This is a genomic window from Mesorhizobium sp. M0615 (assembly GCF_040320805.1).
Taxonomy (GTDB): Bacteria; Pseudomonadota; Alphaproteobacteria; order Rhizobiales; family Rhizobiaceae; genus Mesorhizobium.
In genome coordinates this window covers 342,240-354,671 of the sequence record NZ_JAMYQI010000004.1, presented here as the reverse complement: position 1 = coordinate 354,671, position 12,432 = coordinate 342,240, and the positions used below count along the sequence as shown (strand labels likewise).

13 protein-coding genes and 1 tRNA gene are annotated in these 12,432 nt (G+C 61.4%); 5 read left to right on the top strand and 9 right to left on the bottom strand.

Going from position 1 to position 12,432, the window contains the following annotated elements:
* The first annotated feature begins 9 nt into the window (after positions 1-9).
* On the top strand, positions 10-1,077 hold the full coding sequence (locus NKI46_RS09170; RefSeq protein WP_023682527.1) for a BMP family ABC transporter substrate-binding protein: 1,068 nt from the start codon (positions 10-12) through the stop codon (positions 1,075-1,077).
* 139 nt (positions 1,078-1,216) lie between these two features.
* On the opposite strand, the gene rimO is transcribed toward NKI46_RS09170, so the two are convergent.
* The 6 genes from rimO to NKI46_RS09140 form a co-directional block, all read right to left on the bottom strand.
* Positions 1,217-2,530: a 30S ribosomal protein S12 methylthiotransferase RimO gene (rimO, locus tag NKI46_RS09165; RefSeq protein ID WP_023691314.1), complete on the bottom strand. Its 1,314-nt coding sequence runs from the start codon at positions 2,528-2,530 to the stop codon at positions 1,217-1,219.
* Positions 2,531-2,669: 139 nt separating this feature from the next.
* Positions 2,670-3,329 (bottom strand): TerC family protein, encoded by a 660-nt coding sequence (locus NKI46_RS09160; RefSeq protein ID WP_023668959.1) that lies wholly within the window; start codon positions 3,327-3,329, stop codon positions 2,670-2,672.
* A 262-nt stretch (positions 3,330-3,591) separates the two neighbouring features.
* A complete protein-coding gene (locus NKI46_RS09155) occupies positions 3,592-3,999 on the bottom strand; it encodes a DUF930 domain-containing protein (protein WP_032904882.1) in 408 nt (135 codons plus the stop codon).
* Positions 4,000-4,118: 119 nt separating this feature from the next.
* The gene (locus NKI46_RS09150) at positions 4,119-5,045 is read right to left on the bottom strand and encodes a glycosyltransferase family 2 protein (protein ID WP_352745828.1); all 927 of its coding nucleotides are present in this window, start codon (positions 5,043-5,045) and stop codon (positions 4,119-4,121) included.
* Positions 5,046-6,266, bottom strand: a complete 1,221-nt coding sequence (locus NKI46_RS09145) for an FAD-dependent oxidoreductase (RefSeq protein ID WP_352745825.1) — start codon at positions 6,264-6,266, stop codon at positions 5,046-5,048.
* A 43-nt stretch (positions 6,267-6,309) separates the two neighbouring features.
* A complete protein-coding gene (locus tag NKI46_RS09140) occupies positions 6,310-6,699 on the bottom strand; it encodes a sugar 3,4-ketoisomerase (RefSeq protein WP_352745822.1) in 390 nt (129 codons plus the stop codon).
* A gap of 431 nt (positions 6,700-7,130) precedes the next feature.
* Between NKI46_RS09140 and NKI46_RS09135 the strand changes: the two genes are divergently transcribed.
* Positions 7,131-7,853, top strand: coding sequence for a hypothetical protein (locus NKI46_RS09135; protein ID WP_023668954.1), 723 nt, complete (start codon positions 7,131-7,133; stop codon positions 7,851-7,853).
* 347 nt (positions 7,854-8,200) lie between these two features.
* On the opposite strand, the gene NKI46_RS09130 is transcribed toward NKI46_RS09135, so the two are convergent.
* Positions 8,201-8,392, bottom strand: coding sequence for a DUF3606 domain-containing protein (locus NKI46_RS09130; protein ID WP_023668952.1), 192 nt, complete (start codon positions 8,390-8,392; stop codon positions 8,201-8,203).
* A 186-nt stretch (positions 8,393-8,578) separates the two neighbouring features.
* On the opposite strand from NKI46_RS09130, the gene NKI46_RS09125 reads away from it, so the two are divergent.
* Entirely contained in the window at positions 8,579-8,740 is a 162-nt protein-coding gene (locus NKI46_RS09125) for a hypothetical protein (RefSeq protein WP_352654748.1), read from the top strand.
* 136 nt (positions 8,741-8,876) lie between these two features.
* Here the strand turns inward: NKI46_RS09125 and NKI46_RS09120 are convergent.
* Positions 8,877-8,966, bottom strand: a tRNA-Ser gene (locus tag NKI46_RS09120).
* A gap of 212 nt (positions 8,967-9,178) precedes the next feature.
* Positions 9,179-9,658 (bottom strand): MgtC/SapB family protein, encoded by a 480-nt coding sequence (locus NKI46_RS09115; protein WP_352745819.1) that lies wholly within the window; start codon positions 9,656-9,658, stop codon positions 9,179-9,181.
* A gap of 295 nt (positions 9,659-9,953) precedes the next feature.
* Here NKI46_RS09115 and NKI46_RS09110 point away from each other — a divergent pair, with 295 nt between their 5' ends.
* Both NKI46_RS09110 and NKI46_RS09105 read left to right on the top strand, forming a co-directional pair.
* Positions 9,954-11,162 carry a septal ring lytic transglycosylase RlpA family protein gene (locus NKI46_RS09110; protein WP_352745817.1) on the top strand — a complete coding sequence of 403 codons (1,209 nt, stop codon included), beginning with the start codon at positions 9,954-9,956 and terminating at the stop codon, positions 11,160-11,162.
* Between the two features lie 102 nt (positions 11,163-11,264).
* Entirely contained in the window at positions 11,265-12,431 is a 1,167-nt protein-coding gene (locus NKI46_RS09105; RefSeq protein WP_023738862.1) for a D-alanyl-D-alanine carboxypeptidase family protein, read from the top strand.
* Position 12,432: the final 1 nt, after the last annotated feature.

Below are 12,432 nucleotides of genomic sequence, written 5' to 3'. Positions count from 1 at the left end.
GGTAACACAATGAAAAAACTGCTTATCGCGTTGATGACCACGACCGCCGCCATGTCACTGGCGGCGTCGGCGCAGGCCGCCGACAAGTTGAAGGCATGCTGGGTCTACACCGGCCCGATCGGCGATTTCGGCTATTCCTACCAGCACGACCAGGGCCGCCTCGAGGTGGAGAAGGCGCTCGGCGACAAGGTCGAAACCGCCTATCTCGAGAACGTCTCGGAAGGTCCCGATGCCGACCGCGCTTTCGAGCGTCTGGCGCGCGAAGGCTGCAAGATCATCTTCGGCACCTCTTTCGGCTTCATGGACCCGGAAGTGAAGGTCGCCAAGAAGTTCCCCAAAGTGATGTTCGAGCACGCCACCGGCTACAAGACCGCTGACAATCTCGGCATCTACAATGCGCGCTTCTATGAAGGCCGCTACGTGCTCGGCCAGATCGCCGCCAAGGAATCGAAGGCAGGGGTCGCCGGCTATATCGTTTCTTTCCCGATCCCCGAAGTGGTGATGGGCATCAACTCCTTCATGCTAGGAGCGCAGTCGGTCAACCCGAACTTCAAGGCCAAGATCGTCTGGGTGAACTCCTGGTTCGATCCGGGCAAGGAAGCCGACGCGGCCAAGGCGCTGTTCGACCAGGGCGCCGACATCATCGTCCAGCACACCGATTCCACTGCGGCACTGCAGGTGGCGGAAGAGCGCAAGCTGCACGGCTTCGGCCAGTCCTCCGACATGATCAAGTTCGCGCCGAACGCGCAGCTGACCTCGCTGACGGACGAATGGGGGCCGTACTACATCAGCCGCGTCCAGGCAGCGCTCGACGGCACCTGGAAGCCGGACAATGTCTGGCTCGGCATCAAGGACGGCGCCGTCAAGCTGGCGCCCTTCACCAACATGCCGGACGATGTGAAGGCGATGGCCGAGGCAACCGCGAAGAAAATCGCAGATGGCTGGAACCCCTTCACCGGACCGGTCGCCAAGCAGGACGGCACGCCGTGGCTCAAGGACGGCGAAGTAGCCGACGACGGCACGCTGCTCGGCATGAACTTCTATGTGAAGGGCGTCGACGACAAGTTGCCGCAGTAAGTATCGGAAACGCAAAGGAGAAGGGGCGCCGCGCGGCGCCCCTTTTCATTTCGCGGGCTGCACGCCTCGACTGCGAAACCGCGCCGAGGGCCGTGCCAAAAATCCGAGGGCGCCGGGGAGGCGCCTTTTTGGTGATTTTCTAAACCGCCGAGCCGTAAAGGTCGTAGGCGTCGGCGCGGTCGATCTTGACCGTGACGATGTCGCCTTGGCGCAGCGGACGGCGCGACTGGATATGCACCGAACCGTCGATCTCGGGCGCGTCGTATTTTGTCCGGCCCTTGGCAGACGTGCCATGCGCCTCGTCGATCAGCACGGGCAGGCGCTTGCCGACCTTCTTGGCCAGCTGCGTCGCCGAGATCTTCTGCTGGCGCTGCATGAAGCGATGCCAGCGCGCTTCCTTGATCTCCTGCGGCACCTGTTCGAGGCCGAGATCGTTGGAGCGGGCGCCGCGGACCGGCTCGTATTTAAAGCAGCCGGCGCGATCGATCCTGGCCTCGTCCAGCCAGTCGAGCAGCATCTCGAAATCCTCGTCGGTCTCGCCGGGGAAACCGACGATGAATGTCGAGCGTATCGCCAGATCCGGGCACACCTCGCGCCAGCCGCGAATGCGCTCCAGCGTCTTTTCGCCATGGGCTGGACGGCGCATGTTCTTCAGCACCTGCGGCGAGGCGTGCTGGAAGGGGATGTCCAGATAGGGAAGGATTTTTCCATCCGCCATCAGCGGGATGACATCGGCGACATGCGGGTAGGGGTAGACATAGTGCATGCGTACCCAGATGCCGAGCTTGCCCAGCTCCTCCGACAGGTCGAGGAATTTCGCCCGCACTTCGCGGTCGCCGAACATCGACGTCTGGTACTTGATGTCGATGCCGTAGGCGCTGGTGTCCTGCGAGATGACCAGCAGTTCCTTGACCCCGGCCTTGGCCAGCTTCTCGGCCTCGCGCAGCACATCGGCCGCCGGGCGCGAGACGAGGTCGCCGCGCAGTGCGGGAATGATGCAGAAGGTGCAGCGGTTGTTGCAGCCTTCGGAAATCTTGAGATAGGCGTAGTGGCGCGGCGTCAGCTTGACGCCTTGCGGCGGCAGAAGGTCGATATAGGGATCGTGGCTGGGCGGCGCCGCCTCATGCACCGCGGCCATCACGCTCTCATAGGCCTGCGGGCCGGTGATGGCGAGGACGTTGGGGTGCTTCTCTCGGATGACGTCCGGCTCGGCGCCGAGGCAGCCGGTGACGATCACCCGGCCGTTTTCCGAAAGCGCCGAACCAATGGCGTTGAGCGATTCGTCGCGGGCCGAATCGAGAAAGCCGCAGGTGTTGACGACGACAAGGTCGGCGCCGTCATGCTTGCGCGCGATCTCATAGCCTTCGGCGCGCAGGCGCGTGATGATGCGCTCGGAATCCACAAGCGCCTTCGGGCATCCAAGGCTGACGAAACTGACGCGAGGCGCAGACATGAGAAACATTCCGGGTTTTTCGGGATCGGCGGCCAGTACCACACTTATTGCGGCATTGGTATGGGCAGCGGCTGCGGCGAACGCGACCACTGCCTCCGGCAGATACCCGTAATATACAGAAGCTGTAGGACCGGCAGAGTCAGCTCACCACAGGACTGACATGCGGCCAGACCTCGACAACGCCGCGATAGACCATATCGATCGCGACGTAGAGAATGATCAGCAGGCCGACATAAGCGATCCAGCGGTGGCGGTGCAGCAGCTTGGCAATGAAGCTCGCGGCCAAGCCCATCAAGGCGATCGACAGCACCAGGCCTATGACAAGCACCGGAAAATGATCGCGCGCCGCACCGGCGACCGCCAGCACATTGTCCAGCGACATCGAAACATCGGCGACGACGATCTGCAGGGCCGCCTGGCCGAGCGTCTTGCGCGGCGCCTTGCCACCCACCGTTCTGTCGCTGTTGAGGTCGGAATCGGACAGCGCCTCGGTCGCCTCGAACTCGTCGGCATGCGACGTCCGCAGCTCGCGCCACATCTTCCAGCACACCCACAACAAAAGGATGCCGCCGGCCAGCAGCAGGCCGACAATGGCAAGAAGCTTGACGGTGACGGCGGCAAACAGGATGCGCAGCACCGTCGCTGCCAACACGCCGATCAGGATGGCTTTCTTGCGCTGCTCGACCGGCAGGCCGGCGGCGGCAAGGCCGATGACGATGGCATTGTCGCCGGCAAGCACCAGATCGATGGCGATGACCTGGAGGAGGGCCGTCATGCTTGCAGCGCTGAAAATGTCCATCGACCGGAGCCCCTTGCTGTATCGGCGTGTTCGTCGTCGGATATGCCGACGCCCTAACGTGTATGGTTCCCGCGCGTCAAGAGACTGCCGGCGCAATTCCAGGAAAAGTGCGTAGCGGTTTTCCGTCCGGAATTATGCAAAAACAAAGAGTTAGAGTGGGTCAGCTGCTCCATAAAAAGCTGAACCGCTCTAACGGCCGACGCTGAAAGCCACGGGAATAGGGAAGGTCGTTCTGCCAGAGAGAATTCTGGTCGCAGCGAATTCAGTCGTAGAGATTGTACTTCGCCCAGTCGGCTTCCGGAATCTCGTCGCCGATGCGGTAACGGAACTGCAGGACCTCCATATGGTCCGGCGCCGTCTCGCATTTGAACTTCAGCCGGTACCACTGTCCCTTGCTGCGGAAGGCAGCACCCGGGCTGCGGATGACATCGGCTTTCATTTCCGGCGTCGCGAAGGCGTAGGCGACGACGCGGTCTGCCTTGTACTTGTGGTCGTCATGGCTGATGCGGTCGAGCACTTCGGCGTCGCATCTCTGCTCCAGCCGGGTCTCCGGGTCGAGTTTCAGCAGGCCGGCGCGCAGGGCGGCGTCCATCGCGTGGGCGGGCCAGGCCAGCGTCACCGAGGCCAGCGCCGCAAGGAATAGTTTTTTCATGGGCGGGAGAACGACCATAACTCGCGTGAAAAATCAACCGGAGTGCCATTTTGGGGCAGCCGGATATGCGCGGAAATCGTCGTTGGCCGGGCAGGGTGTCTTGACGCAGCCGCTTTGACACGTCGCCGGCGCCATTCTTAATTGTCCGGGCTGCCATGCACCGATTGCCTGTTTCGCCGTCTTTCCGCTTCTCGCGATCGCGGCAGCCACCGCCACGGCCGCAAGGCGATATAGGCAGCGAGGAAGGCTCTTTGTGCAAGGCCGGCCTCGCTGTGCCAGACCTCCCTTATCCCCGCCGCCCTCAATGCCCTTCGTTGGGTGCTGTTGCGTTCCCAGCGCCGGCTGATGCTGCCCGCCCGATAGTATTTGTGGCAGAGCACTTGCGGCACGCGGACAAAGCCGCCGAGCAGCGACAGATGCAGAAGCCAGGTCCAGTCGGCGCTGAATTCGCCTTGGCTGTTGGGCTTGATCCCGCCGCTGCGGTGGAACGCCCAGGCCCTGAATACCCCACGGTTGGGGACCCACCATCCATGCGGCTGGCGCGCCATCACCCGGCCACGCGCAAAACCGTCCTGCAAGCCCTCCAGCAGGTCGAACTTCCACGTGGCACTTTCGCCTCTGACTTCGATCACTTCGACATCGCTGAACGACAGTACGGCCTCGGGATTGGCATCGAGCGCCCGCACCAGCGCCTCGATATAGGTTGGATCGATGACGTCGTCATGGAAGGCAAAGAACATCAATTCGCCGCTGGCATTGGCCATCAGATCGTTGGAGTTCTTCAGCCATCCCAGGTTTTTGTCCCGGCGCAGGATACGGACATCGTCGCGGCCGCCGGCGAAGGCCGAAACGATCTCGAATGTCGCGTCGGTCGAATTGTCCTCGCCGACCAGGATCTCGATATTGTCCCAGGTCTGCGCGGCGAGGCTGTCCAGCGTACGCGAAATGAATGCCGCCGAATTGTAGCATGGCACCAGCGCCGTGACCTTCGGCCGCCAGCCGGATCGAAGCTCGACTTGTTTCTGCGCTACCTGCTTCGCGCCGCCGTGTTCTGTCTCACCCATTCACTCGATCCCGCAGATTTGCCGCGCCAGCCTGTCGGCAAGCCACGGCGCCGTCGAATATTTACCTGTGTCGACCGAGATGTAGTTGCCCAGGCGGTTGACCCCGAATTGGTCGCGGCGATGGATCGTGGCTTTCGGGTCGCTGAGCGAACCACGCCCTTGCGCAAACACGAAGCCGCCGCGTACCTCAAGCTCCTCGGCATCGTCGAACATGCTGGAAACACTGGGCAACAACCGGGCGAGCGTGGCGCGAACGTTGCCGATGAACCGCTGTCGTGCGTCGGCATCGAGCGCTTGCGGCGTTTCGATCGACAATTCGCCACTCTCCGCAAGCAACCCGCTCGGGTACCAGGAGAGATAGAAGTTGCGCCCGTCATAGTTTTTTATGTCGCCGAACGGGCCAAGGGCGACGACCGCGCACGGCACATCGACAGGCTGGCTGGTGCGGCCGAACAGGCAAAGCCGGTAGCGGTGCGACCATCCGGGAACCGGTTCGATGCCGGCCGTGCGGTCGACAGCCAGCCGCCCCTCCCATAGGCAATTGACGACGATGTCGAACGCCTCGCTTTTCTCGCCTGCGACCGCCACGCGCCATTTCCCGTCAATTCCGTCCACCGGCTGTGCCGACAGGACTTTGGCCGCCATTCGCAAGCTGGTGTTGGGTTCACTCCGAAGCACGGCGCAAAGCCGGTCGGCAACCCATCGCGTGTTGACGGATCGCTCCGGCACCTGGAAGCCGCCGACGATCTGGTCCGAGTTGGTGACATCGGCCAATTCAGTTTTGGAAAGCCGTTTCGACCGCGCCGCCGATACGTCGGCAAGGTAGCTGGTGGCGTCAGCGTGGCTGCGCACCAATACATCTACACGTTCAAAGATCGCCCCCAGCGCCTCGGCAGCGACGATCGAGTTGCGATGGACCAGATAAAGGTCTTCCGAAAGGGTCGTGTGCGCTTCCAGATTGCTTCCGATCAGCTCGGAAACAAGCCTGCCGAAACACAGTCCTCCCGAAAGCAGATGCCGGGCGGTCAGCAGCGAGGGATCGTTCCCGTAGAGATAGCCGAGATGAATCTTGCCCTCGTTCCAACGGCTGGCGCAGGCCATCGGCTCGCTCTCCTTGTCGAAGAGGGACACCGCGTAGCCTCTGCGGGCCATCATGAGAGCGAGGCTGGCGCCCATGATGCCGGCGCCGAGAATAGCCATTCTGCCGCGAGGCGCTGTCATGTCCTGGCGCGCATCGCGGCCTCTCCTTTCCCGATGAGTGTCATCAGGGGTTCGATACGTAGTTTTCAGGGTCGTATTCGGTATCGCAGAAAACCAGCAAAGACGGGTTCTCGCCTTCATAGGTCTGCAGCGCCCACACCGGGGCATCGACCAGCACCGCGCGGTTCGATGCGGTGAGCGTCAGCCGTTCGGTCTGTTCCTGATAGCGAAATTCGATGCCGATCTCGCCCGACAGCTGCATCATCAATTGCCGGCCCGAGCCGTGTGCATGTCCGCCCCGCGACGTGCCGCGCGGCGCGGTGACGACGAACGCCCGCACGGCTTGGAAATTGTAACCGCTGAACTCGATAGCGGTCAGCATTCCCCTGGGATCGCAATGTAACGACGTGGGGATCTCGGTGACCTTGCCGCCAAAGAACGTTCGATGCTGCATAACGTAAGCCCGCCAGATGCCGGTCGAAATTTACCTCAGACTAGCGCTTATATCAAAAGGCAGAGAATACAACCACTTAGGCGGTGTTTTGGGACACAGCAGCGGATCGATGTCGAGCTCGGCCTCAGGCCGATACGGTGCCGACTACCGAAGGTCGCCGCGCCGTCACGACTTCTGAGTCGCGGCCGAAACCACGGCTTAAGACCTTGGTCCGAGCGGTCTAGGACCTTTGAGTTCGGAAGGCCGGCCGGTCCCAACGAGGGTGATCTACTTCAGCAATTTCAAAGAGTTATGCTGGTTGGCGTTTCGCCGGCCGGCCGCTTCGTTGTCGCAATGAGAGCACAGCTATATCCAAGTTTACCCTTTGTGTTAGCGATTCCTCATGTTGCCCGCTATAGCGGTTAGTGGCGGTGGCAATCTCGGAGGTAGTTATGACATCCCGAAAGACCCTTTTTGCTGCATTTGCGGTGTTCTCGCTTCTGGTGTCGCCGGCCCTGGCTGCTGCTGGTGGCAACGGCCATGGTAACGGCCATGGCAATGGTAACGGTAACGGCAATGGCAATGGCAATAGCGGAGGAAACGGTAATGCTGGCGGCAATGGCGGAGGCGGCGGTTCGCTCGGCAAGTCGGCATCCGCCAAGGGCCAGGTCGCCAAGGCCGCTACCGGTTCAGTGTCCAAGGAAAAGAATATCCATGCCAAGCTGGGCCGATTGAACTCACTGCAGCGCAACGCCAACGCCTTTATGCACTCCAAGAGCAAGAACTTCGCTGGCGTGCAGGCTTTTGTGACACAGTCGGCAATAGCCAAGAACGCTCAATCGGCGCTCGATGCCGCTAATCAGGCGGTTGCCGACGCCAAAGCGGCGCTCGACGCGCTGAATGCGAAAGCGGCTGACCCGAATACCCCGCCCGAAGATGTCCCGACGCAGGCCGACCTCGATGCAGCACAGGCAGCGCTCGATGACGCCACCCAGGATGCGGCCGCTGCTCAGACCGCCGCCACAGCTGCCGCTGCCAACGTCCCATCGATCGATGCAGCCCTTGCCCAAATGGCCAACAAGCCCGTTGACCCTGAGGTGACAGATTGGGCCAATAGCGTACTTGCCGACAAGATCGACCAAGTAGCCGCCAAGCTGGCGCCGGCCGCGCCTTAAGGCCCCATGCGGCGGCAGCGATCCAATCGACGATAAGCCGTCGGGTCCGCCCGGCGGCTGCACCTTTCTCGCCTATCTGCAGCGTTGGTCCCAATGCAGGTCCGAGATTCTGGTCATGGCTATTTTGCAAAATCTCCAGCCGGGCCGCCGTCCTCAAGGCTGAATTCATGCGTGCTTCGCGCATCTTCATCGACCACACGAAACCAATGCTCCTGAAGCGCTCTAGGCGACACCCTTTGGCCCGTGACCTTCTCTACCGCAGATAACGGATCATCGGCGCTCGTGGCCTGAGTTGAGACACACTCCTCTCCATGCCACTCTTCCACCTGGTACTCTGGCATGCCGGCCTACCTACCGCTCCCCAGAGCCTTCGCTTCCCGCTCCAGCGTCTCGCGTCGGTTGCCGTGCTTCGCGATCAATTCCTTGACCTGCTGCGGGGTGATGCCGGCCTTGGTGGCGAAATACTCGACTTCATAATCCTCATCGGCAGAGACGCGGTCCCGATCGCGGAAGTCCGTCTTCGTTTTGTCGTCGGCCATTTGCTTTGCTCCTGGTTGAATGATCAACCGCAACGTGCAGCCGCAGCCTTTTGTTGCAGCGGAGCCCGGATTTCCGAAACGGTCACATGGGAAAACGGCCCTCAGTCGCAGGAGGTGCTGGTGTTGCTGTAACTTTGAACGGAACGGTTCTTCTCCTTGACGGTTGTGACGTGAAGGAGATGTTTCATGTTTGAAAGTGTCATGTGGTTGATCGTCGTTGCTGGTGGGCCACTGTTGCTGGCCCTACTGATTGCATACGTTCTTATGACCCGACGCCACCGTGGTCCTGCAGAACGCATGGAAAGCGACCGCGCGACCAAACGGCTCTATAGCCAGGACGAACGTTGATCCTTAGGCTGGCGCAACGTTTGCGCCCACGCTGGCCCGCTGCCTCACGGTGGCGGGCTTCTTCGTTTTCGGAAATTAGGAAAGATTTGGCCCTCTTTGAAAATACAGAGGCAATTCAGCACGATAGCCAAATATCTGGCGGAGGGAGTGGGATTCGAACCCACGGTGGGCTTGCACCCACGCCGGTTTTCAAGACCGGTGCCTTAAACCGCTCGGCCATCCCTCCGTCGTGATCTTTCAATCATTTAGGAACATCAACCGACCCACTGAACGACAGTTGGTATCAAATGACACCTATGCCTTCCGGACCAGCTTGCGGTTCATTTCTCTAGAGCGTTGCGCAGCGCCAAGTCAACCACCGGCGCTGCCCTGGACAATAGGGGGTGGCCTTCGTTGCCCGAACGGGGCTGCGAACCCATTTTTTCGAACGCGAGGGCTCTAATTGCGATCCTTGCTGCCGACCTGCACAAGTTGCAGAAGACCCAGCACAACAAGTGCGAGGACAGTTGCCAAAGCCGCGATCTGCCAGAACCCGAGCCCAACCGCCAGGCCTATGGCGCCTGCCAGCCACATGCCCGCCCCGGTGGTAAGCCCTTGAACCTCGCCCTTGGAGAAGAAGATCAGGCCGGCGGCCAGAAATGCCACGCCGGCAATCGTGGCTTCGATCAAGCGGATAGGATCAATGGCGATTTCCTGACCATCGAAGACGTGAAGGTGAGTAATCTCGATCGTGAGGATGGCAATTAGAGCCGTCGCAACACAGACCAGGATGTGTGTCCTCAATCCGGCCGGCCGGTTGCGCCATTCGCGTTCGATGCCAACGATGGAGCCAAGGACGGCCGCGAGCAAAAGCCTGGCTGAAATTACGGAAAAGGGCAGCCACGTCTGTTGCCCAAAACGTTCAATGAATTCATCCATGAGGCGCAGAACGTATCTCGGGTCGGTCGGTTCCAGGCAGCCGCGCTTCGTGCCATAGATTCACATTCAGACTCCAAGGGCCTGGGCTAGGTCTCGGATGCTGCTCCACAGGCCCGACCGACCCAAGAACTCCGCCACATTCCTGCCCGGTTCCGGACACAATCGATTAATACGCTGATAAACAATTCCTGCGCACAAGGGATGGGGATTGGCGCGTCGCAGGCATTGCTCATCTGGCTCCGCCGAAATTCTAGAAGCGGCGCCTGTGTCGAGACGGTAGGGGACATCGGAAAACATGCAGACCACGACGCATCGGCGTCTTCGTCGCGCTCCTGCTTTGGTGTTGTGCGCTCTTTCGGCTGCGTTGCTGGCCGCGTGCGCGTCGCCGCAGTCCGAGCCGAAAGCCATGGTCTACAAGAAGCCTCGCTCGAAGGAATATTTTGCCGAGACCGAATACGGTGTGAAGGCCAGCCCGCGCGTTCAGTACATGCGGCGCGGCGGCGGCCGCGACCAGTTGGGCAAGCCCTATCAGGTGCGCGGCAAGTGGTATTACCCCAAGGAAGACAAGCGCTACGCCAAGGTCGGTCTCGCCTCCTGGTATGGCGATGCCTTCCACGGTCGTCTCACAGCCAATGGCGAAGTCTACGACATGACCCATCTGACGGCGGCGCATCCGACCATGCCGCTGCCAAGCTACGCCCGTGTCACCAACACCGAGACCGGAAGCTCGGTCATCGTGCGCGTCAACGACCGCGGCCCCTATCACGAGGGACGCATCATCGATGTCTCGGAACGCGCCGCGCAAATGCTCGACTATGCCAAGGTCGGCACGGCCAGGGTCAAGGTGGAATATATCGGTCGCGCACCGCTCGACGGCAATGATGACCAGTATCTGGTGGCCTCCTACCACCCGGGCAACAATCGTCCGGATCCGTCCGACGGCTTGCCGACCGGGGTCATGGTGGCGATGAACGGACCTTCGCCGAGCCTATCTGTTGGCGCACCCCCTGCCGTAGTGCCGTTTCCTGGTCAGTTGACGAATTCCGACACACAGCCAGTGATGTCGATGCAGGCACCGGGCTCAAGCGATGTGACGCTGCCGGAATTCGGGCCGATCGTGCCTCAGCGCCCGGAATCGCCCTTTGCCGTGGCTTCGCTCTCCTATGCGGATGAGCGCGCACAGCGCGCCGACGTCTTTGCAGCGCTTGACGACCGGGGCATGTCGCCAGCCGACATCCTGCAATCGTGGAAGAAATCCAACCCGCAGGCATCGCCTGCCGTTTCCGACTATGTCGCCGCCGGATCCTTCGACGATGCTGCCGAGGCAAAGCGGGTGGCTGCGGCTCTCGAACCGTTCGGCAGGACCGAAATCCAGAGCACCGAACTCGACGGCAATGACTGGTACGCGGTCAATCTCTATCCGGATGGCCATGGCAATGTCGACGACCTCTTGCGCGCGGCATGGTCGCATGGCGCGCCGGACGCGCTGGCTGTGCGCAACTGACCAACAAAGGCACGCCGGTTTTGTCATTGCGCGGTTGATCCGCCGGGAAGAAGCCTGATAGCGTTGCGGCAAGTTTCTGCCGGCTAACAGTCGAGCCTCTTCATGCGATTTCGCCTTTTCCACCCTTTTGCCGGGCTTTTTGGCCTTGGCTTCTTGCTTGCCGCGCTGGTTCCGGCCAACGCGCAGCTTTTCGAAACCAAGGCGACGCAGGCTTTCATGATCGATGCCGAAACCGGCACGGTGCTGTTTTCCAAGGATGCCGACCAACCGATCCCGCCGGCCTCGATGGCCAAGCTGATGACGATGGAGATGGTCTTCAACGCCATCAAGTCGAAGCGCATGAGCCTCGACGACACCTTCGTGGTTTCGGAAAATGCCTGGCGCAAGGGCGGTGCGCCTTCGGGAACGTCGACCATGTTTGCCAAGCTCAAATCGGCGATCCGGGTCGAGGATCTGATCCAGGGGGTCACCATACAGGCCGCCAATGACGGCTGCATGGTGCTGGCCGAAGGCATGGCCGGTTCGGAAGAGAATTTCGCGGCGCAGATGAACGATCGCGCCCGCCAGATCGGGCTCGCGAAATCGACATTCGTCAATTCGACTGGCCTGCCGGCCGACGGCCAGCAGACGACGGTGCGCGAACTGGCGCAGCTTGGCCTGCATATATGGCGCGAATATCCGGATCTCTATCTCTATTACGGCCGGGCCGATTTCACCTGGAACAAGATCTCGCAAAAGAACCGCAACCCGTTGCTGGCCATGGGCATCGGTGCCGATGGGCTGGCGGTCGGGTCGAGTGAGGCGGGCGGTTTCGGCATCGTCGGCTCGGTCAGCCATGACGGGACCAGGGTGTTCGCGGCGATGAGCGGATTGGCCAACGATCGCGAGCGCGCCGAGGAAGCGCGCAAGCTGCTCGAATGGGGCGTCCGCTCCTTCGAGAAGACCGAGATTTTCGCCAGCAACGAAGTGGTCGGCGAGGCCCAGGTGTTCGGCGGCGCCAAATCCAGCGTAGCGCTGAAGGCAAAGGCGCCGATCGACGTCCTGCTGCCGATCGCCAACCGCGACAAGCTGACCGCCAGGATCGTCTATCAGGGGCCGGTATCGGCGCCGGTGGAGGAGGGGCAACCCGTCGGCGCGCTGCGCGTCTGGATCGGCGATACGCTGAGCCAGGAAACGCCGCTTTTCGCCGCCGAATCGGTCGGCGTCGGCACACTGCCGCAACGCGCGTTTGATGCCGCCAGGGAACTGGCCGTAGGCTGGCTGCGTTGAG

Coding starts and splice junctions, on each gene's coding strand:
- NKI46_RS09140 (WP_352745822.1), bottom strand. CDS start 6,699: ATGCAGCATCGAACGTTCTTTGGCGGCAAGGTCACCGAGATCCCCACG.
- NKI46_RS09105 (WP_023738862.1), top strand. CDS start 11,265: ATGCGATTTCGCCTTTTCCACCCTTTTGCCGGGCTTTTTGGCCTTGGC.
- NKI46_RS09155 (WP_032904882.1), bottom strand. CDS start 3,999: ATGGTCGTTCTCCCGCCCATGAAAAAACTATTCCTTGCGGCGCTGGCC.
- NKI46_RS09135 (WP_023668954.1), top strand. CDS start 7,131: ATGACATCCCGAAAGACCCTTTTTGCTGCATTTGCGGTGTTCTCGCTT.
- NKI46_RS09125 (WP_352654748.1), top strand. CDS start 8,579: ATGTTTGAAAGTGTCATGTGGTTGATCGTCGTTGCTGGTGGGCCACTG.
- NKI46_RS09130 (WP_023668952.1), bottom strand. CDS start 8,392: ATGGCCGACGACAAAACGAAGACGGACTTCCGCGATCGGGACCGCGTC.
- NKI46_RS09150 (WP_352745828.1), bottom strand. CDS start 5,045: ATGGGTGAGACAGAACACGGCGGCGCGAAGCAGGTAGCGCAGAAACAA.
- NKI46_RS09170 (WP_023682527.1), top strand. CDS start 10: ATGAAAAAACTGCTTATCGCGTTGATGACCACGACCGCCGCCATGTCA.
- rimO (WP_023691314.1), bottom strand. CDS start 2,530: ATGTCTGCGCCTCGCGTCAGTTTCGTCAGCCTTGGATGCCCGAAGGCG.
- NKI46_RS09160 (WP_023668959.1), bottom strand. CDS start 3,329: ATGGACATTTTCAGCGCTGCAAGCATGACGGCCCTCCTCCAGGTCATC.
- NKI46_RS09115 (WP_352745819.1), bottom strand. CDS start 9,658: ATGGATGAATTCATTGAACGTTTTGGGCAACAGACGTGGCTGCCCTTT.
- NKI46_RS09110 (WP_352745817.1), top strand. CDS start 9,954: ATGCAGACCACGACGCATCGGCGTCTTCGTCGCGCTCCTGCTTTGGTG.
- NKI46_RS09145 (WP_352745825.1), bottom strand. CDS start 6,266: ATGACAGCGCCTCGCGGCAGAATGGCTATTCTCGGCGCCGGCATCATG.